We start from the raw sequence: 20,476 nt of genomic DNA on the forward strand, positions 1-20,476 counted from the left end.
CTTAATGCCTGAATCACCGTGGTGAGTGGTTGAATGGCAAGATGGCCTGAACTCAGGGCTTCAATCGGCAGACGGTAAAGGTGGCGGATGATCTGGCTCAAGCATTTCAAGCCGATTGCGTTCACACTAATATGAAGAGCGTTAGCACGAGTTTAGACGAGTGAAAGTGATTCGACCGCAATCGGTGACCACCAAGCCGAACGGAAGGCGGAGATCGGTGCATCCATCGACCCATACCGCGCGTGATCGCCACCTGGTGCGAGATGTTTTGACCGCGTCCTCAGGCACGACGCAGCTTAGCCAGAGTTCGCAATGGGGGGCGGGCAGCCCTTTGCCGGCTCACGAGCGCGATTTTTTCGAGCCCCGGTTGGGCGTAGATCTCAGTCCGGTACGGGTTCACCCCAACACGCCATTGGCTGAAAACTTGGACGCCGATGCGGTCACAACGGGTGTCCACGTGGCTTTCGCTCCGGGCATGTACCAACCGGGATCCGGCGCGGGCCGGCACCTGATTGCGCACGAGCTGCAGCACGTGCTGCAGCAAGCTGGGGATTCCCAGGCCCCCGTATTGCAGCGTCGCAAACGCAAGAGCGCCAGCTCTCCCGTGCGCAACTTGTCTCAAGTCAAGCTGAACAAATTTTATAAAGATCTGAATGACGTATTCAAAAGCGCTTTGGGTATCTCAACGACCATTGGTTCCAGTCAGTTCACCTTTGGCGCCCCCGTCACTTTGCTGCCTTTAGTCAAGCAAGGCTCTTCCCAAACCTATAGCGAAGCACAAACTGCCGCTCAGGATCTGTGTCAACAGGCGCCGGCTCAACAATGCGGAGCCAATGCGCAATGTTTGGCGTTGCTCAAGAAGGCCCAAGCCAATCGTCAATATTGCGGCCCAGGCGGCACACCCACCAACGCGTTGATTGCCCAGTTTTTACCCCGCGGATTGGTAGCGCCGGGCCAGTCGGTTGCGCTTATCCGGACAGATCAGACCCGCGATGCCACGCTGGAAACCATGGTGCATGAGGCGGTTCACCTCTCCGCCAGCGCGCATTGGAAAGGGCAAACACAGCCGTCCCCGAAAGTTCGGCTGCATCCCAAAACCGGTGCACTCATGAGTTCCATACCCATTTGGGCCGATGAAGGGGCGACGCAGATCGTGACCCTTCAGATCATCAAAGCACTACAGGCCAAACCGGCCGGTTGGTTCAAGGGATACACCCCAAGCGGGTATCCGGACGAAGTGAAGAAAGTCGATGCACTGCTTGCAAAAAAAGGAAAGACCCGAGCTTGGCTGGCTAAAGTGTACTTTGCCACTGGCAAATCGGCACTGACGGATGTGATGGATTTTCAGTCCTGGTGCTGATACCACCTAATTGGTCATATCGCCGACCCTCGCACCCGCTATGGTCAACTGGACGGACAGACCAATTTTTGTGGCCGTGGGGCGCTGAACGTTGCTTTTCTCCGAGATGACTTGAAGGTACCTTGATGCTCGATAGAACAGAACGGAGCGAGCATGGATATTTGGGTCGATGCGGATGCCTGTCCCAAGGTGATCAAAGAGATTTTATTCAGGGCCGCCCGGCGCGCGGAGGTGATGGTCACTCTGGTAGCCAATCAACCTTTGCGGACCATGCCATCGCCTTTCATCAAGACGGTTCTAGTGCCGCCCGGGTTTGATGTGGCCGACAACCACATTGTGCAGCAAGTCAAGCGCGGCGACTTGGTGGTGACCGCCGACATTCCCTTGGCCGCAGAAGTGATCAACAAAGGCGCGCATGTCATCAGTCCGCGCGGGGAGGAGCTCACCGCGGAGAACATCCGGCCCCGTTTGAACATGCGGGACTTTCTGGAGGAGATGCGCAGTACCGGTCAGGTCACCGGCGGCCCTCCCCCGCTGTCCCAGAGCGACCGGCAGGCCTTTGCCAATGCCCTGGATCGTTTGCTCGCCAAGCGGGGTAATGGGTGAATTGTAAAGCCAAACCGATTCGAGACGTTCCAGCATCTATCCAAGAGGACGTAAACAAATGCCTTACGTGAATATCAAAATCACCAACGAAGGGGTAACCAAAGAACAAAAAGCCCAGTTGGTCAGCGTGCTGGGGAAAAACCCCCAGACCACCGTCGTGGTGATCGATGAAGTTGAAACCGACAACTGGGGTATCGGTGGCGAGTTAGTGACCGAAAGAAGAAAAAGTGCACCACGGTGACCGGCAAATAAGCAATCGCTTTGTCGGTCACAAGGGAATCTGGGCCAATTCAGTTAGAGCGCATGGTCAACCGAAGACAATTTTTGACCCTTGCGGGAGGCGCGGTTGTCACCGCGAATTCCACGCCAACGGACTTGGCAAAGCGACAGGCAACATCAACACTGACACGGGCCACCGCTGGATGCGATGTGGGTGTTGCTCTCGCAAGAGCTAATACTGAGGTATCCAAGCAACATGAACACGCCGCCGGATGCGTTTTTAAGTGGGGCACGCAGCTATTTTCTGTCGGCATCGACCGATTCACCTGGGCAATCCTTAAGCGGATAGCTCAATAGCATTGCAAGCCCACGAGTTTGAACGGCAGACCATCTCCTGTTTCAGCGCGCTTTACGGCTTTGAGCCCAAGCAGGCTCACTTCGAGTGAGTTTCTGTCGGTGTTCGGTGATGTACACAACCCCTCGTCCATTCAACACCCCGGGCACGATCACCTGTTCCCGCGATGCCGTCAACCTGCGGAGTTTTATTTCTTTGCCACTGCCAGCCACGCGTCGCTAAGGCCATACTCGATGACACAAGCTACCTTTTCGGGCTGTTGCGGCAGCATTTTCCGAATCTGGGGGTAAAGCGGGCCAAGGGACGTTCCAACACGCTCTGCTTCCGCCAGCCACCCGACAGCCTGGTTAAACGCTATTCGCTGGCGAAAAAGGATGTGGAAGAATGCCGCTCCATGCCCATATCGTAGCGATGCCACATGTGACAAGAAGCGGTGATCGATCGGTTTCTCGAGACCTGTCTCAAAGCCGCGCCTAGCCTCCTGGGCAGTGGATCCACGACATATAACGAGACTGTGGCGCACATGGAAAGACCGCCGATAGCCCGAGGGGGCTGCCGCTTCGGGCCTGATGGATGGGAAACGAGGATGGTCTACACATCTGCCAACGCGCCCAAATCCCTCGTGTTTCCGCTGAATTGGCCGACAAATTTACATCGGAGGACCTTAAGACCGGCCAAGGATGTCATCGGAAAGGATAGAAAACCGGTTCGTTAAGCGAACCTCACACCACCAAACCGACTTGGCAGTCCCCCAGGCGGGGTACTCCGAAGGCAGATGCAGATCCAAGCCTGCAGTGTCACACATGACCATCATCAATTGAGTCATGTCAACGAAAACATTGGCGCAAGTTGACGGCGCGCAGGTGCTTGGCAATAGTAAACCCAACAAGAATCACCATCCGTTGCGCAGTTGACGGATGAAGCGGGGAGATGAGCATGAGTGGGGATATGCCATCGGTGTGCGTAATCGGTGCCGGGTCCAGTGGTATTACCGCGTGCAAGAATTTTAAGCAACGCGGGATTCCTTTTGAGTGCATTGAGTCTTCGGATTGCATCGGCGGGATGTGGGTGCTGAACAATGCGGTGGCATTCAACGGCAAATCGTCAGCCTATCAGTCTTTGCATATCAACACCTCTCGTCGGCAGATGGCGTATGCCGATTTTCCCATGCCCGCCAATTACCCGGATTTTCCCAGCCACGAGCAGATCGTTAAGTATCTGAACGACTACGTGGACCATTTCGATCTGCGTACGCACATTCGCTTCAACACCACCGTGACCCATTGCCGAAGATTGGACAACGGCGTGTGGGAGGTCACTTTCGACAACGGAGAAACCCGGGAATACGACGCATTGGTGGTGGCGAATGGTCATCATTGGGATCCGTGCTGGCCCGAGCCCCGTTTTCCGGGTGTTTTCAACGGCGTAGAGATGCACGCCCACGATTACCTCAGCCCCACCCAGCCGCACGATTTGCGCGGCAAAAATGTGGTAATCGTGGGCATGGGAAACTCGGCGATGGACATCGCCTCCGAGTTGGGCCGGGGAGAAAATGCTCATCGGGTATTTCTTTCGGCCCGCACCGGCACGTACATCTTGCCCAAATATCTCTTTCACAAGCTGCCGATGGACCGCCTTGCACGGCACCCCAGCCAGACGCCAGGGCTTCTCGAGCGGATCAGCCATTTGATTCCTGCCCGTTTTAAGGACACTTTGAGCCAACCGTTGATGACGTTCGGCCTTAATTTGCTGGTCGGCCGTCCGGAACACTATGGGCTGCCGGCACCGAAAGGCTGGTTTGGGCAGCAGCACCCGACGATTTCCAGCGAGATACATATTCGTCTGGGCAGCGGCGATGTCACACCGAAACCGAACATCCAAGAACTGCAGGGTGATACGGTGAGCTTTGTCGACGGAACCCAAGAACGGGCGGACGCTATCATTTACTGCACTGGTTACAAGATCAGCTTCCCGTTTTTTGATTCGGATCTTATCCCCAGCCACGATAACGACATTGCGCTGTACATGCGGATGATGGATCCCTGCTATGACAATCTGTTCTTCTTGGGCTTAGTTCAACCGCTGTGCGCGATGATGCCCATCGCCGATGAACAGTCCAAATGGATGGCCGCCTACTTGGCGGGTGAATATCACACGCCGCCGCCAGAGGTGATGCGCCAGCGCATGGTGGACGAGCATGAAGCCACCAAACGCCGTTACATAAAAAGCCGCCGCCATACGATCCAGATCAACTGCCAGGAATATACCTATTCGCTATGGCGGGATCTCAACGAGGGCCGGAAGCGGGCCGCCTTGGCCGACCACCGCTTGCCAGTCGTCAACCGAACCCGCAACTCAATCACTCATACCCCCGAGGCCCCGGTCTTGGGAAAGCGGGTTTCTTGACGGCATCGTTTTCGACTGCTAAGTATTTACACTGATTGAACAATCGGTCGATTTTCCCGAGTGATTAAGGAAACAGCACGCAGAAATATCGCCTGTCGAATGGTTGGCCGATGGAACAACAACGCTTACCGGCAATCATCAACCGCTCATTTTTCAATGGATGTGACTGCTCGAACCGCGGAAGCAGTCCGTCAACTTCGTTGCACTCCCTGGAACTACGGCACATTCAATCGGGTTTGTGCCGCTCTTTTTGCCGCATATCAAACCGAAGTAGCGCAGACGCCTATTTTGAGCACTGAGTGTGGTTAAATGGGGTCTCGGCTTATTTCACGGCAGTCACAATAACGGCGCACCCCCAATCGCGCCCCTAGGGAAAGGAATAACCGATATGTGGCAACACTACCTTTTGGTCTATGGCGTCATCTTCGCCGCACACTTTCTCACCTACTTCATCATTTGCGGCGGTTACACACTGTGGGTTAATTCCCGCGACAAGCGCGGCATCGAAAAGAACTTTATCCACCCCAAGCGACCACATCCGCGCCAACGTCGGGCAGAGTTCGGCTGGTCGCTGATCGGTATTTTCATTTATGCCGCAATCGGCCTTTTGGTTTACATGGCCTGGGAAGCGGGCTATACCCGAATCTATACAGATGTTTCCGAGTATGGTTGGGGCTATTTCATACTGAGTATCTTCATCGGCCTGGCGATTCATGATGTGTATTTCTACTGTCAGCACTGGCTGCTACATCGCCGGTGGCTATACGAAAACATCCATGCAGTCCACCACCGCTCTTACAACCCGTCGCCTTGGGCCGCCTATTCTTTTCACCCCGTCGAGTCGATTCTGGAAGGCTTGATTCTGCCAGTGGTGATTTTCCTGGTGCCCATGCATATCGGCGCCATCGTGATCTTCAATGCCATACAAATGACGATCAACGCCATGGGACACACGGGCGTCGAGCTTTTCCCGAAAGGCTTCACCCGCCACCCACTCACGCGCTGGCTGACAACGTCCACCCATCACAGCGTTCACCACTCGCGTGTCCACTGCAATTACGGCATCTACACGAATTTTTGGGATTGGTTGTTCGGTACCAATCACCCGGAATACGACGAGGTCTTCGATAAGGCGGCATGGAGCAGTGACAACGCCAATGCGGACGCTTCGGTAACCAACCCCCGAACGTAGTCGTCGTCCGCGCGGTCGGCCATTCGCAGCGGCCCCAAAACTGGCGGCTGACATTGACTTTGGCCAATCGCCGTGGCTAGTTTATGGCGTTTAACGCGGGCGGCATGGGCTCGGCACGAACCGATCATCACTCGTCTGTCGTCTGATTCGCGCTTTGCTCGGAGCATGTCCCGGGCGAGCATCGGGACCGGGCCGACTCATGCAAACTCTAAGCCCGGGATCGCGAGAATCTGCGGCGAGGATGATTTCACACAGAGCAGACCAGGCGGGGAGTATCGACTTGTTTCACACGATTCGAGTTGGGTTGTTGCTGGCCCTATTGTGGCTGGTGCTTTCCGGCCACTTCGACCCGCTGTTGTTAAGCCTCGGCGTCGTCTCGGTCTGTCTTTCGGCGTGGATTTCTCACCGCATGGATGTGGCTGATCACGAAACCTTCATGCTCCGCTTCGGTCCCGGTTTGGTTTTGTACTGGTTGTGGCTACTCCGGGAAATCGTCCACTCCAACATTGACGTCACCCGGCACATTCTGCGACCTCAACTGGCCATCACCCCCACCATACGGCGTGTTCCGGCAACCCAGGGCACCGAGTTAGGTCGGGTGATTTTCGCTAACTCGATCACCCTGACACCGGGCACCGTGTCGTTGGAAGTTGAGCGCCAACATATTCTAATTCATGCCATTTCTCGCGATGCGGCCGCCGGTTTGGCCGAAGGCGACATGGACCGGCGCGTGACCGCCTTGGAGTCGAAATAATGGCGCTCAACGCGGCCGCGGCAGCGATTATCGTGACCATGATCCTGGCGTTAATCAGAGCCCTGCTCGGACCGACGATTTACGATCGCATCCTGGCCGTGAATTTGTTCGGTACCAAAACCGTACTGGTGATCGCCGTCGTCGGTTTCCTGGCCGGTCGGCCGGAGTGGTTAGACATCGCGCTGGTCTACGCGCTGATCAACTTTATCGGCACCATCGCCGTGTTGAAGTTCATGCAACGGCTCGATTTCGGGCTTTCCGGCCAAAAACCACCCGGGGACGAATCATGATCTCCGTGATCACGTACCTTGCCTCGAGCCTGTTGTTGGTCACGGGCGCGTTCTTCCTGGTCGTGGGGGGTATCGGTATTCTGCGTTTCCCGGATTTCTTCACGCGGCTTCATGCTGCCGGCGTGAGTGAGACCTTGGGAACGTTTTGCCTGCTTCTCGGGCTGTTACTGCTCGGCGGCGGATGGCTCGTTTCGGTCAAGCTACTGTTGATTATGCTGTTTCTGTGGCACACCAACCCGACTTCCAGCCATGCCCTCGCCAAAGCGGCCCTGCACGACGGCTATCAACCCAAAGCCGCGTTCGAGGAGGACGAGTCATCGAAAACCTCATCGTAATTTCCCTGCTGACGCTGTTAGGTGTTACCGGCGTGGCGATCATGCGCCTGAAAAGCGTGGTGGCGGCGGTGATGCTATCCGGCATCTACAGCTTGCTCTCCGCAGGGTTGTTTGTGGTCATGGATGCGGTAGATGTCGCTTTTACCGAAGCGGCGGTGGGTGCCGGCGTGTCAACGGTGTTGTTACTGGGAACGCTCTCCCTGAGTTCCCGCAGCAGCAAGACCCCGACGCATACGCCGTTCATTCCCCTGGCGGTGGTGACGATTACCGGCGCAGCCTTGGTGTATGGCACCTTGGACATGCCCCATTACGGGGATCCTAACGCACCGGTCCAACAACATGTGGCACCGCGCTATCTGAACGAATCGGCCAAAGAAGTCGGGCCGCCCAACGTGGTGACCTCGGTACTGGCCAGTTATCGAGGCTATGACACGCTGGGTGAAACAACAGTGGTGTTTACCGCCGCAGTGGGTGTGTTGGTGATTCTGCGCGGGCGACGCCGGCGCAAAGCGAATACCGAGGCCTCGTCATGACCGAACAATTGATCCTGCGGGTGATTGCTAAGCTCCTGATACCGTCGATTCTGCTGTTCGCCTTATATGTACAGTTTCATGGCGACTACGGTCCCGGGGGCGGGTTTCAGGCGGGTGTGATTTTCGCCTCGGGATTCATCCTCTATACGCTGGTGTTCGGTCTGGATAAAACTCAGCAGGTTTTGCCACCGCGCCTTTTGGAGACTCTGGTTGCGCTAGGTGTTCTGCTCTATGCCGGCGTCGGCATCGCCACCATGTTGCTCGGTGAGAACTTTCTGGACTACGACGTGCTGGCCCACGATCCCAAGCATGGCCAGCATTTGGGCATCATACTGGTGGAACTGGGCGTGGGTATCACCGTTGCCGCCGTGATGATCGTGATTTTTTCCGCCTTTGCAGGAAATGAATAGGCCATGTTTCCACTCGGTTTGTACAGCTACTGGATTGTCATTCTGTTGATGATGACCGGTTTTTATATGGTCATCTCGCGGGGAAATCTGATAAAAAAAATCATCGGGCTCAATATTTTCCAAACATCGGTATTTATTTTCTACATCAGCTTGGGAAAAGTCGCCGGCGGCACGGCGCCCATTCTGGATGAGGGGATCGAGATATACTCCAACCCACTTCCCCATGTGTTGATTCTTACCGCGATCGTGGTCGGCGTTTCCACCACGGCCCTGGCAGCGGCGCTGGTTGTGCGAATTTACGAAGCCTACGGCACCATCGAGGAAGACGAGATTCACGAGCAGGATGCTACTTTGTGATCGCCACCCATCTATCGATACTTCAAGTCGTTCTTCCCCTGGTCGCCGCACCTTTGTGTGTGTTGGCGAGACGTCCGGGCCTGAGCTGGCTGATCACGTTGATCGTGGTCTGGCTTTGTCTGGGCGTGGCCGCTTTGCTGCTCAATCACGCCGTCCATATCGGTCCGATCAGTTATGAGTTAGGTGGCTGGCCGCCCCCCTGGGGCATCGAGTATCGAATCGATGTTCTCAACGCCTTCGTGTTGCTGCTGGTCTCAGCCATCGGGGCCATTGTGCTGCCGTTTGCACGCGACAGCGTGCTGGAGGAGATCGGGCCGGATCGTGCCTACCTATTTTACGCCAGCTTGTTGCTCTGTATGACCGGTCTGTTGGGCATGGCGGCGACAGGCGATGCCTTTAACGTGTTTGTCTTTTTGGAGATTTCTTCTCTTTCCTCTTACATTCTGATCAGCATGGGTCGCGACCGGCGAGCACTCACTTCGGCCTTTCAGTACCTGATCATGGGTACCATCGGCGGGACATTCGTATTGATCGGGATCGGCTTCATGTATGCCGCCACCGGCACTTTGAATATGGCCGATCTGGCAGAGCGGCTCCCCCTGGCCGGGGATTCGAGGACCGTGCGAGTCGCCTATGCGTTTTTCATCGTCGGCGTGTCGCTGAAGATGGCGTTGTTCCCCTTGCATCTGTGGTTGCCCAACGCCTATGCGTTTGCACCCTCGGCGGTCACCGTGTTCCTCGCCGCCACCGCAACCAAAGTCGCCGTATACATCATGCTCCGGTTCACCTTCGATGTATTCGGCCTGAATATCGCGTTTTCCGAGAGTCCGCTGGAAACCTTGCTGGTCTTACTGTCCGCAGTCGCGGTCATCGCGGCGTCAGTTTCGGCGATCTTCCAGGAAAATGTTAAGCGCAGTTTCGCGTATTCCAGCGTGGCGCAAATCGGCTATATCATGCTTGGAATCGCGCTTTTGAATATTACCGGCCTCACTGCGGGAATTTTGCATCTGTTCAATCACGCCTTGGCCAAAGGCGCGATCTTCATGGCGCTGGGCTGCGTTTTTCTGCGGACGCGCTCGATACGGCTCCCGGACATGGCCGGCCTGGGGCAGCAAATGCCCTGGACTATGGCGGCTTTTGTCGTCGGTGGACTGAGCCTCATCGGCGTGCCGCTCACCGTCGGATTCATCAGCAAGTGGTATTTAATCCAAGCGACCTTGGAACAAGGACTCTGGCCCATCGCGGTTTTGGTGTTGGTGGGATCACTGCTGGCCGTGATCTATGTGTGGCGAGTGGTTGAAACGGCGTACCTACAAGAACCGGCAGAGGGACGTCCGCGTTATCAGGAAGCCCCCCTATCGATGTTGCTCCCCACCTGGGTGATGGTGCTGGCCAACCTTTATTTTGGCATCCATACCAGCCTGACGGCGGGCACGGCCCAACACGCGGCTCAGCTACTGATGGGCATTGGATCATGACGCCGGAAATCGCTATCGCCCTCGCCGTTTTCGCCACGCCCTTGGCCTCAGTTCTGATCGTTCTGACCGGTCGCTGGCCCAATCTGCGCGAGTTGGTGACCATGACCACGGCAGTGGGTCTTTTCGCCACGGTTTTGACCTTGCTCCCCATTGTTCAGTCGGGCATCCGCCCGGCGTTGGACGTGTGGGAAATCCTGCCGGGGTTGTCGCTTGCGTTTGAAGTCGAGCCACTGGGCATGCTGTTCAGCCTGGTGGCATCGGGTCTTTGGATCATGACAGCGATCTACGCCGTGGGTTACATGCGCGGTCACCATGAATCTAACCAAACCCGCTTTTTCGCCTGTTTCCCAATCGCCATCGCCAGCGCCATGGGCATCGCCTTCGCGGCGAACATGTTCACGTTGTTTATTTTCTATGAAGTGCTGACAATATCGACCTATCCCTTAGTGGCACATCAAGGCAATAGCGACGCCAAACGCGGCGCCCGTGTGTACCTCGGGCTGCTCATCGGGACATCCATCGGACTGCAATTGTTGGCCATCATCTGGACCTGGATGGCAACCGGCACCTTGGATTTTCGTGAAAACGGCATTCTTGCCGGCCATGTGAGCGAAGCGGCCATACCGATTCTTTTGGCGCTGTATATGTTCGGCATCGGCAAAGCGGCGTTGATGCCTTTCCACCGCTGGTTGCCCGCCGCCATGGTGGCCCCAACGCCCGTAAGCGCCCTACTCCATGCGGTGGCCGTGGTAAAGGCCGGTGTGTTCACCGTGTTGAAGGTGGTGGTCTACATCTTCGGCATCGACCTGCTAGCGGATACTGGCGCCGCCACGTGGCTGAGTTACGTCGCGGTGTTCACGCTGATCAGCGCATCCTTGGTGGCCATGACCAAAGATAACCTGAAAGCCCGATTGGCATATTCGACCGTGAGTCAGTTGGCTTACATCGTGCTGGGTGCATCGCTGGCCACCAGTTGGGGAATTATCGGTGGCGGCATGCACATCGCCATGCACGCCTTCGGCAAGATCACTCTGTTCTTCTGCGCCGGCGCGATCCTGGTCGCAGAGCACAAAACGCAAATCAGCCAGCTGAACGGTATCGGCAAACGCATGCCCATTACCATGACCGCATTCTTCATCGCTGCGGTGAGTATCATCGGGCTACCGCCAACCGGCGGAACCTGGAGCAAGTGGTTTTTGGCGCTGGGCACGGTCGATGGGGAACAGTTCTTTTTGTTAGCCGCCCTGATGATTAGCTCCTTACTCAACATCGCGTACTTGATGCCGATTCCGGCCCGCGCTTTTTTCATGCCAGACAAACACGGCGAGGTCAGCGCGTTCAAGGAGGCGCCGTTGGCCTGCGTGGTCCCGCTGTGCCTCACGGCGCTGGGCTGCTTGGCACTATTCTTCTTTTCAGAGCCCATTGTCGAACTGCTGACACCGATTACAGACCAAGCCGGAGGTGCCCTGTGAGCGCCTTGACTCGCCTTACCAGCCGGATGGGACCGCTCGCGGGCTGGATCGTCGCACTCGGCGTTTTGCTCGTCGGTTCCGAGTTGCTCTATCACAAACACCCCTACTTCGCCCTGGAGAAAATCCCCGGCTTTTATGGACTGTTTTCGGTGCTCGCCGCACTGGCACTCATAGGCGTGGCCGCCGCAGTCGGAAGCGCACTGCGCCGCCCGGAGGATACCTATGATTAGCGGTCTTCCGTGGGGTCTGCCGCCGGGTTGGGTGCTGATCCTTGGCGCATTTCTGATCCCCTTACTGCCACGACCTATCAAGACCAGCTATCTGGCGATCTTGCCGTTGGTGGGCATCTACCATCTGGGCATGATCGATGCCAGCTCGATTGGCATACTGCGGCTTACCGGTCACGATCTGACGCTGGCTCGCGTCGACGGGTTATCTCGCATTTTTGCTTACATTTTTTCAGTCGCTGCGTTTTTCGGCATGGTCTACGCCCGGGCACTGCGGGATGATCGGCAACATATGGCAGCCCTGGTCTATGCCGGAAGCGGTATCGGGGCCGTTTGCGCGGGTGATTTGATCTCCCTATTCGTCTATTGGGAGTTAACCGCGTTGGCGTCGGTTTTCCTGATTTGGTGCCGCGGGGGCGAACGGGCGTTCCGGGCGGGCATGCGATACCTGATGATCCAGGTCGGTTCGGGCGTGATCCTGCTCTCCGGCCTGGTGGTCCGCTATCTCGGGACAGGCGATTTGAGCTTCGGCAGTATCGACCCTGCAAGCCCCGGGGCGATGCTAATTTTACTCGCGTTCGGCATCAAGGCCGCCTTCCCCTTGCTCCATACCTGGCTGACCGATGCTTACCCCGAGGCCACACCAACGGGCACGGTGTTCTTAAGCGCATTCACGACCAAACTCGCGATCTACGGACTGGCGCGGGGATTTGCTGGAACCGAGCTTTTGATACCCATCGGGGTGGCGATGGTGTTTTTTACGCTGCTCTACGCCCTACTGGAGGACGATCTGCGGCGGGTGCTCGCCTACAGCTTGGTGAATCAACTGGGGTTCATGGTGATCGCGGTGGGATTAGGCACCGAGCTGGCCATCAATGGCGTTGCGGCCCATGCGGTCAGCCACATTTTGTACAAGAGCCTTTTATTCATGACGATCGGTGCCGTCTTGTTCCGGACCGGCACAGCGAAAGCTTCGGAATTGGGTGGACTTTATCGCTCCATGCCATTGACGCTGCTGTTCTGCGCCATCGGCGCATTGGGCATGTCGGCACCCCTGTTTGCAGGCTTTGCCAGTAAATCTCTGATTTTGTCCGCCGCTGCCAAAGAGCACGAGTTAGGCATCTGGCTGACCTTGCTGTTCGGCTCGGTGGGCGTATTCCTGGTCGCCGGAATCAAGGTGATTTGGTTTACATTTTTCGGTTCGGACAAAGGCTTTCGCTGCCGCGAGGCGCCCGTCAGCATGCTGCTGGGAATGGCCCTGACGGCGGTCGCATTGATCGTGTTGGGCATCAAACCCAATTTACTCTATGGGGCATTGCCGTATCCGCTGGATTATGAGCTCTACACCCTGGAACATGTCATCACTCAGATCCAATTGCTGGTGTTCACCGGCCTGGCGTTCGCCATCGCGTTACGGTTGGGTTTGCTAAAGCAAAAAGCCGGGACGCTGCTCGATGCGGATTGGCTCTACCGCCGCGGTTTACCGGTGACGATGATGGCCCTGGTGAAACCCGTCGACCGCATGTGGCATCGATCGACGGACTTGACGCTAACCCTCTTTGGTCACGTGCGGCGTCGCTTGGAATATCACTACAGCGAAGAAGGTCGGCTGTCCGAAACGTGGCCTACGGGACGTATGGTGCTTTGGGTCGCCAGCCTGTTGGCCGCCTATCTCTTGCTCTACCAGTTCTAAGCTATTGTATCTGTTCGGCCGGAGTCGGCTCTGTTTCCACTGCCAACCAGACGCAACGGCCGTCGCTGGCCTTTTCAATGGACTCGAGCACGCGCTGGTGCTCTGACAATTCCGCTTCTGTCGCCCGAATCACACGAAAACTGCGGCCTTTGCGATCAATGCGCCCGCCCATTTCCGACTGACCGGCATTTCGGGTGGTATGGCCCTTGCCTTCCAACGAAAGGTCCACTTGGCCGCCGGTCATGGCCAGATACACTTCCGCCAGTATCTGTGCATCCAACAACGCGCCGTGGAGTTGCCGCTGACTGTTGTCGACTTCGTAACGTTTGCACAGGGCGTCCAGGTTGTTCCGCTGCCCCGGGTGCAAGCGACGCGCCATTTGCAATGTATCTACTACCTGGCAACGCGCCGTGATATCGGCAAGGGAGGATTGGGCGCGTTGAAGCTCGCCGTTTATGAAACCGAGATCGAAGGCGGCATTGTGAATGACCAACTCGGCATCGCCGACAAATTCCAGGAATTCATCAACGATGTCGGCAAAACGCGGTTTATGCGCCAAATCCGCCAGCGTAATACCGTGCACTTCGATCGCCGCTTCATCGATCTCCCTTTCGGGGTTCACCAAGTGACGCAAGTTTCGACCGGTGATCCGGCGATTGATGATCTCAACGCAACCGATTTCGATCACCCGATGGCCTTCGGAAACCTCCAGCCCCGTCGTTTCCGTATCCAGTACAATCTGACGCACCCTATCTCTCCATCGTGGCGCTATTCGCCCTGGGGACGATCATTTCATCGATGGCTCGGTTCGCAAGCCCATCGGCCCGTTCGTTTTCGGGATGACCGGCGTGCCCTTTGACCCAGTGCCAATGTATGTCGTGCCGCTGACTGGCGGCATCAAGCCGTTGCCATAGATCCATGTTCTTAACCGGCTTTTTCGATGCAGTCCGCCAATTGCGGGCTTTCCACTGCGGTAGCCACTGAGTAATGCCGTCCCGAACGTAACGCGAATCCGTATGCAGATGAACATGGCAACGCTCTTTGAGCGCGGACAAGGCCTCAATGGCAGCGGTTAATTCCATGCGGTTGTTGGTGGTGTCCGGTTCTGCACCGTAGATTTCCCGCTCATGTGGGCCAAAACGCAACAGCGCACCCCATCCGCCAGGCCCCGGGTTACCTCGACAAGCCCCATCCGTGTAGATATGCACCTCTTTCAATCGCGCCTCTCCCGCGCCGCATTGACCGTAGACGAACCGACCCACTGGCCAAAAGGTTGCCGCTGCGGCCGCCACCGGGGTCGCAAAGGGGTGATCGCTTTCACCCGCTTCTGCGCTACCACAAGATAGGCAGCGCCCAAGTGCGGCCAGAAACGCCGCCCCCAGGTTTCCATAAATCGCAGTCGGTTGAGCATACCGGCTTGCCGAACGGGCGGCCGGTACATAAAGCGTTCGACCGATTGGATCTCATAGCCAAGTAATGTCAGCCAGTCGGTCACCCGCCCTTCGGAGATGTATCGATCACACCAGGCACTGCCACCACGCTGCCCGAGCGCGAGGCGGGGAATACCCCAAAGACTAAACGGATTCAGCCCCAGTACCACCACATGGCCATCCGGGATGAGAATGCGATCGATTTCTCGCAGCACATGATGAGGCCGCTCGGCCCGCTCCAGCGTATGAGGCAGAATGACCGCGTCGACGCTTCCCGACGCGAAAGGCAAATGCCTGGGCCGGGCGACCAAATCCGGTCGGTGTTCGCCGTAGTCCGATCCGGGCGCGAACATCAGAAACGAGTTGAGCACCCGGCTTTGGCCCAGTAGTTCGCGTTCTGGTCCCCAGTAACCCAGCTGAACCGCGTAAAATCCGTACAAATCAGGTAGATGTTCTGCGAGCACGGACAGCTCGGCCGCCCGCAAACATTCGCCGAGGGGCTGATGCAGCCAAGTGCGCAAAGCCCGGTCCTTGTTTGAAACCACCTCATCGACCCCACAGAGTCAGTTCATGGGACATCAGTATTGATAAAGCTTGTGAGGGATTCAACCGATAACGAGCTTATACCGTCGGCCAAATTGACCGGCCAGACCCGGCCTGTCAGGATAACGCGATGTTCGAGATAGCAGCCATTCCGGCATTCCGGGATAACTATATCTGGCTCATCCGACGTACCGACCGAACGGACGCGTACATTGTGGACCCGGGCGACGCCGATGCCGTGAGACGACACCTGAACGCGCAGGGACTCACCTTGCGCGGCGTGTTGGTGACGCATCACCACCCGGACCACACGGCCGGTATTCCCGACTTGGTCAGGGAACAGAAAATTCCGGTGCTGGGGCCCGCGCGGGAGCGAGTGCCCTATTGCACTCGGCGGCTGGAAGACGGCGAAACCGTGACCCTTCCGGAGCTTGACCTGGCGTTGGACATCTTGTGGACGCCCGGGCATACGAAAGGTCATATCGCGTTCCATAGTGCCGCCCACGGGTTGTTGTTTTGCGGCGACACCTTGTTTAGCGTCGGTTGTGGCCGCCTGTTCGAAGGAACGGCCGCTCAAATGCAGCAATCGCTGAGTCGATTGCGAGCGCTACCGGACGAAACCCGAATTTACTGTGCCCACGAGTATACGCTCTCGAATCTGAAATTTGCGTTGGCGGTGGAGCCGGTCAACGAAGACCTGCAACAACGCTTGCTCGCGGTAAAAAAAATGCGGGATGGAGGTCAACCGTCGCTTCCATCCCAGATAGGTCAGGAACGCCTGACCAACCCATTCTTACGATGGGACCACCCGGACGTGGTTCGAGCGGCGGAACAACACGCTGGACGCGAGCTCAAAGATGACGTAACCGTGTTTGCCACACTGCGTCACTGGAAAGATCACTTTTAACAATCAAAATCCAATCGAAAAAATAACGAATGCGGCATCTCCATTTTTCGACCCGACCCTCTTCGGCTTGGCGTATTATTTCTCTGGTTGTGGTACTGATGAGTGCTTATGGGTGTGCGCCGGCCCCAACGCGCCCGAGCGAACCGATCGCTGCACCACCGGTGGTGGCTGCAGAAACCACCCCATCTCCGCAAACGCGCGCAAATGACCCGACTTCTACGCGACAAACCACCCAAACGCCATTGCCAGCCCCCACCGAGCCTGAGAATCTTTGGGGCCGTATCCGTTCCGGCATGGCACTGCCGGAAGGACATGACGCGCGCATTCAAAACGAGCTGGAGACGTATTCCGCCCGTGCGGTCGAGACCATCCTGGCACGCGCGGAACCCTATCTTTATCTGATCGTTGCGGAAATCCAACAGCGTGGCTTACCGATGGAGATCGCGCTGTTGCCGGCGGTGGAAAGTGGCTTTGATCCGCTCGCTTACTCCTCCGGACGAGCTGCGGGCTTGTGGCAATTCATTCCGTCGACAGGCGCCCATTTGGGACTCAAACAAAGCTGGTGGTATGACGGACGCCGCGACGTGGTAATGTCCACGCGGGCGGCCCTGGACTACCTGGAGTACCTGGTTCAACGCTTCGATGGCGACTGGCTGCTGGCATTGGCCGCATACAACGCGGGAGAAGGCACGGTCAGCCGCATGATGAAACGCCAGCAGGAACGCGGGCGTGCCACGGACTATTGGAGCCTGCCGCTGTATGAAGAGACTCGCCGCTACGTTCCGCGATTGCTGGCTTTTCGCGAAATGGTCTCCCGCCCGGACGAATTCGGCATCGAACTTCCTGACATCGCCAACAAAGCCAAGGTTGATACCGTCAACACGGACGGTCAGATTGATTTGGCACTGGCCGCTGAGATCTCAGGTGTGCCTCTCGAGGAAATCTACACCTTCAATCCGGGGCTGAATCGCTGGGCCACCGACCCCGCTGGACCCCACCACCTGTTACTTCCGATCGATTCCAGCGAAAAACTGGCCGACGGTTTGAAAGAACTGCGACCGGATCAACGAATCAGCTGGAAGCGACATCACGTTCGCGCCGGCGATACCTTAAGCCAACTGGCGAAACGTCATCACACCACCGTAGCCGTCATCCAAGAGATCAACGACCTTTCAGGGTCGCGCATCCGGGTGGGCGACTACTTATTGCTACCAACACCGGCCAAGCGCGGCCATCCTCACACCGAGCGTGACCAGGCACTGGCGGCCCGGCAAGGCAATACGCCCAGCCAGAAAACTGTGAATTACACTGTGCGATCCGGCGACTCGCTCTGGCAAATCGCCCGCCGACACGGCGTGACCACTGAAGCACTGACCCGCTGGAACAACCTAGACCCTCAAACCATCATCCAACCCGGTCAAAGCCTAAAAATTCTGAGCTACGCACCACTGGCACAGTCGCCCACAAACCGCAAACACCTGCAAACGATTCGCTATCGAGTCCGCAAGGGCGATTCACTCTACCGTATCGCCAATCGGTTCAACGTAACCGTTAAAGACCTACGGGCTTGGAACAATTTACAGCAGCGGTATCTTTATCCGGGCCAAAAACTCGTCATTCATATCGACGTGGTGGCACAATCCGGCTCTTGAGTGACCAAGCTCGCCACCCGCTTCGGCAGTGCCGCCAGTCATTGATGCTCGCCTCGCTTGAAAAGCGCCGGAATTGTAATTAAGGTTCTGCGATCTCGGTTTCGCCGGACCAACACAGGTGAACCGCCCATTGGATGATCACGCAAACAGTGAGAGAGGAACCGCCGCATGGGTTTTCTAGCCGGCAAAAGGGCTTTGATCGTGGGTGTAGCCAGCAATCGATCGATTGCTTGGGGTATCGCCAAAGCCATGCACCGCGAAGGTGCTGAACTCGCTTTCACTTACCAAGGCGACAAGCTGAAGGACCGCGTGATCGCCATGGCGGCGGAATGTGGTTCTGAGTTGTGTTTTCCGTGTGATGTCTCAAGCGACGACGACATCCAGAACGTATTCGACGCGCTGGGCAAACACTGGGACGGGCTGGATACGATCGTTCATTCCGTCGGATTTGCGCCGCGGGATCAACTCGAAGGGCGATTCATCGACTCGGCAACGCGAGAAGGTTTCCGCATCGCCCACGACATCAGTGCCTATAGCTTCGTCGCCTTGGCCCAAGCGGGCTATCCCATGATGAAAGGGCGTGGCGGCTCGCTATTGACTCTCACCTATGCCGGCGCGGTTCGCGCGATTCCCAACTACAACGTCATGGGGCCAGCGAAAGCCAGCCTGGAAGCCAGTGTCCGATTCCTCGCCCAAGACCTCGGTCCCGAAGGGATACGCGTCAACGCGATTTCCGCCGGGCCGATCAAAACCCTGGCCGCTGCCGGCATCAGCGGGTTCCGAGGCATGCTCTCGCGCGCGGAAGAATCGGCGCCTCTGCGCAAAAACGTCACCATCGATGAGGTGGGTAACGTCGCGGCATTTTTATGCTCGGATCTGGCATCGGGTGTAACCGGTGAGGTCACTTACGTCGATGCCGGCTACAACATCCTCGGTATCGTCGGATAAGGGGAACCCGACTCAAGCACTCGACGCTGGTTGCGGCTGAAGCACGTTCGTTTCGCCGCGCCAGCGGGCCACGATCACCGCGCCGCAGGTGTCGCCAAATACGTTGACCGCAGTGCGGCTCATGTCCAAAATCCGATCGACCGCCAGGATCAGCCCCAGGCCTTCCAATGGGAGGCCTACCATGGTCAGTATGACTGCGATAGCGACTAAACTGGCCGAGGGAATGCCGGCTACGCCAATAGACGTCAACAACGCCGTCAGCAGGATGGCAAACTGCTCACCTAGACCCAGTGACAAGCCATACGCCTGGGCGATAAATAGCGCGGCAACGCATTCAAACAAAGCTGTTCCGTCCATATTGACGGTTGCCCCCAGCGGAAGCACAAAACTGCTGGTTTTGTTCGAGACCCCGGCCCGCTCTTCGACGCACTCCAAGGTGAGCGGCAGCGTGGCCGAAGAAGAACTTGTCGAAAAGGCCGTCAACAACGCCGGCGCGACAGCCTTGAAATGGCGAATCGGCGACACGCCGGCGAGCACCACCAAACAGGCCGGAAGAACAACCAACATGTGGACCGCCAGAGCCGAAAGCACGGTGACCATAAACCAGGCCAATGGGCGAATGGCGCTTATGCCCGTCTTGGCCGCAACCGCCGCCACCAGACCAAACACGCCGATGGGCGCAAAACGGATCACCAAATCGGTGATCCTCATCATGATCTCGTACAGGCCCTGCCAGAAATTCCGTTGAGCGGTTCGAAGATCATCGCGACCCAATCGGCTGATGAAAAACCCGAACAACAAGCTAAAAAAAATCAAACCGAGCATTTGCCCCTCGGCGGCGGCCGCGACGATATTCGGCGGAACCATCCTCAAAAAAATCGCGACGACATCACCGGCGTCTCGCCCCTGGACCCGCTCGGTGACGGTGGCGGTGTCTTCCGACAGCCCGATCACCTCGCGTGCCGGCTGACCGTCTACGATTCCGGGTTCGATGACATTGACCAGCGCAACTCCAATCGCCACGGCGATCAGTCCGGTGCCGAGGTAGTACGTCACGGTCCACAGCCCCAGCTTTCTCAAATTGTCCCCACCACTAAGATTCATCACGCCACAGATGATGGAAGAAACAATCAGTGGGACCACGAGCATTTTGAGGGCATTGAGGAACAAAGTACCCAGAAACTCATACAAGGATAGCCACCGAATCCCGAGTATTTCGGCTTCGGTTCCGCTCAATGTGCCAGCAGCCACGGCAAGTATGAGGGCAATAAAAATCTGCGAGTGCAGAGCGAGCTTCACCTTCATGACT

22 protein-coding genes are annotated in these 20,476 nt (G+C 57.0%); 18 read left to right on the forward strand and 4 right to left on the reverse strand.

The window, feature by feature from the left end; genetic code table 11:
- Positions 1–160 precede the first annotated feature (160 nt).
- The 15 genes from SVU69_03135 (at position 161) to SVU69_03205 (ending at position 13,687) form a co-directional block, all read left to right on the forward strand.
- Positions 161–1,360, forward strand: coding sequence for a DUF4157 domain-containing protein (locus tag SVU69_03135; GenBank protein ID MDY6941993.1), 1,200 nt, complete (start codon positions 161–163; stop codon positions 1,358–1,360).
- Between the two features lie 153 nt (positions 1,361–1,513).
- Positions 1,514–1,966 (forward strand): YaiI/YqxD family protein, encoded by a 453-nt coding sequence (locus tag SVU69_03140; GenBank protein MDY6941994.1) that lies wholly within the window; start codon positions 1,514–1,516, stop codon positions 1,964–1,966.
- Positions 1,967–2,024: 58 nt separating this feature from the next.
- Positions 2,025–2,207, forward strand: a complete 183-nt coding sequence (locus tag SVU69_03145) for a 4-oxalocrotonate tautomerase family protein (GenBank protein ID MDY6941995.1) — start codon at positions 2,025–2,027, stop codon at positions 2,205–2,207.
- Positions 2,208–3,476: 1,269 nt separating this feature from the next.
- The gene (locus tag SVU69_03150; GenBank protein MDY6941996.1) at positions 3,477–4,946 is read left to right on the forward strand and encodes an NAD(P)-binding domain-containing protein; all 1,470 of its coding nucleotides are present in this window, start codon (positions 3,477–3,479) and stop codon (positions 4,944–4,946) included.
- Positions 4,947–5,334: 388 nt separating this feature from the next.
- Positions 5,335–6,138 carry a sterol desaturase family protein gene (locus tag SVU69_03155; GenBank protein ID MDY6941997.1) on the forward strand — a complete coding sequence of 268 codons (804 nt, stop codon included), beginning with the start codon at positions 5,335–5,337 and terminating at the stop codon, positions 6,136–6,138.
- A 241-nt stretch (positions 6,139–6,379) separates the two neighbouring features.
- Positions 6,380–6,892, forward strand: coding sequence for a Na+/H+ antiporter subunit E (locus SVU69_03160; GenBank protein ID MDY6941998.1), 513 nt, complete (start codon positions 6,380–6,382; stop codon positions 6,890–6,892).
- Positions 6,892–7,182 carry a monovalent cation/H+ antiporter complex subunit F gene (locus tag SVU69_03165; GenBank protein ID MDY6941999.1) on the forward strand — a complete coding sequence of 97 codons (291 nt, stop codon included), beginning with the start codon at positions 6,892–6,894 and terminating at the stop codon, positions 7,180–7,182. Before SVU69_03160 ends, SVU69_03165 begins: the two co-directional genes overlap by 1 nt.
- Positions 7,179–7,517, forward strand: coding sequence for a monovalent cation/H(+) antiporter subunit G (mnhG, locus tag SVU69_03170; protein MDY6942000.1), 339 nt, complete (start codon positions 7,179–7,181; stop codon positions 7,515–7,517). The genes SVU69_03165 and mnhG overlap by 4 nt, the downstream gene beginning before the upstream one ends.
- Positions 7,518–7,558: 41 nt before the next feature.
- A complete protein-coding gene (locus SVU69_03175; protein MDY6942001.1) occupies positions 7,559–8,050 on the forward strand; it encodes a DUF4040 domain-containing protein in 492 nt (163 codons plus the stop codon).
- The gene (locus SVU69_03180; protein MDY6942002.1) at positions 8,047–8,460 is read left to right on the forward strand and encodes a Na(+)/H(+) antiporter subunit B; all 414 of its coding nucleotides are present in this window, start codon (positions 8,047–8,049) and stop codon (positions 8,458–8,460) included. Before SVU69_03175 ends, SVU69_03180 begins: the two co-directional genes overlap by 4 nt.
- Before the next feature lie 3 nt (positions 8,461–8,463).
- On the forward strand, positions 8,464–8,817 hold the full coding sequence (locus tag SVU69_03185) for a cation:proton antiporter subunit C (protein MDY6942003.1): 354 nt from the start codon (positions 8,464–8,466) through the stop codon (positions 8,815–8,817).
- Positions 8,817–10,295 (forward strand): monovalent cation/H+ antiporter subunit D family protein, encoded by a 1,479-nt coding sequence (locus tag SVU69_03190; GenBank protein ID MDY6942004.1) that lies wholly within the window; start codon positions 8,817–8,819, stop codon positions 10,293–10,295. Before SVU69_03185 ends, SVU69_03190 begins: the two co-directional genes overlap by 1 nt.
- Positions 10,292–11,767 carry a monovalent cation/H+ antiporter subunit D family protein gene (locus SVU69_03195; GenBank protein MDY6942005.1) on the forward strand — a complete coding sequence of 492 codons (1,476 nt, stop codon included), beginning with the start codon at positions 10,292–10,294 and terminating at the stop codon, positions 11,765–11,767. Before SVU69_03190 ends, SVU69_03195 begins: the two co-directional genes overlap by 4 nt.
- Entirely contained in the window at positions 11,764–11,997 is a 234-nt protein-coding gene (locus SVU69_03200) for a hypothetical protein (GenBank protein MDY6942006.1), read from the forward strand. The genes SVU69_03195 and SVU69_03200 overlap by 4 nt, the downstream gene beginning before the upstream one ends.
- Positions 11,990–13,687 (forward strand): Na(+)/H(+) antiporter subunit D, encoded by a 1,698-nt coding sequence (locus SVU69_03205; protein MDY6942007.1) that lies wholly within the window; start codon positions 11,990–11,992, stop codon positions 13,685–13,687. Before SVU69_03200 ends, SVU69_03205 begins: the two co-directional genes overlap by 8 nt.
- A 1-nt stretch (position 13,688) precedes the next feature.
- Here SVU69_03205 and dnaQ read toward each other — a convergent pair whose 3' ends face one another.
- Genes dnaQ through SVU69_03220 form a run of 3 tightly spaced genes read right to left on the reverse strand, consistent with a single transcriptional unit; the run spans position 13,689 to position 15,662 of the window.
- Positions 13,689–14,435, reverse strand: a complete 747-nt coding sequence (gene dnaQ, locus SVU69_03210; GenBank protein ID MDY6942008.1) for a DNA polymerase III subunit epsilon — start codon at positions 14,433–14,435, stop codon at positions 13,689–13,691.
- A 1-nt stretch (position 14,436) separates the two neighbouring features.
- Complete coding sequence (gene rnhA / locus SVU69_03215; GenBank protein ID MDY6942009.1) at positions 14,437–14,904, reverse strand: ribonuclease HI; 468 nt, start codon at positions 14,902–14,904, stop codon at positions 14,437–14,439.
- The gene (locus tag SVU69_03220) at positions 14,901–15,662 is read right to left on the reverse strand and encodes a methyltransferase domain-containing protein (protein MDY6942010.1); all 762 of its coding nucleotides are present in this window, start codon (positions 15,660–15,662) and stop codon (positions 14,901–14,903) included. Before SVU69_03220 ends, rnhA begins: the two co-directional genes overlap by 4 nt.
- Before the next feature lie 128 nt (positions 15,663–15,790).
- Here SVU69_03220 and gloB point away from each other — a divergent pair, with 128 nt between their 5' ends.
- From gloB to SVU69_03235, 3 genes are all read left to right on the forward strand, one after another.
- Positions 15,791–16,567, forward strand: coding sequence for a hydroxyacylglutathione hydrolase (gloB, locus tag SVU69_03225; protein MDY6942011.1), 777 nt, complete (start codon positions 15,791–15,793; stop codon positions 16,565–16,567).
- A gap of 242 nt (positions 16,568–16,809) precedes the next feature.
- Entirely contained in the window at positions 16,810–18,219 is a 1,410-nt protein-coding gene (locus tag SVU69_03230; protein MDY6942012.1) for a LysM peptidoglycan-binding domain-containing protein, read from the forward strand.
- Between the two features lie 168 nt (positions 18,220–18,387).
- Positions 18,388–19,167 (forward strand): enoyl-ACP reductase, encoded by a 780-nt coding sequence (locus SVU69_03235; protein ID MDY6942013.1) that lies wholly within the window; start codon positions 18,388–18,390, stop codon positions 19,165–19,167.
- Between the two features lie 12 nt (positions 19,168–19,179).
- On the opposite strand, the gene SVU69_03240 is transcribed toward SVU69_03235, so the two are convergent.
- On the reverse strand, positions 19,180–20,472 hold the full coding sequence (locus tag SVU69_03240) for a dicarboxylate/amino acid:cation symporter (GenBank protein ID MDY6942014.1): 1,293 nt from the start codon (positions 20,470–20,472) through the stop codon (positions 19,180–19,182).
- Between the last annotated feature and the right edge of the window lie 4 nt (positions 20,473–20,476).

This window comes from Pseudomonadota bacterium (assembly GCA_034189865.1).
Lineage (GTDB): Bacteria > Pseudomonadota > Gammaproteobacteria > UBA5335 > UBA5335 > JAXHTV01.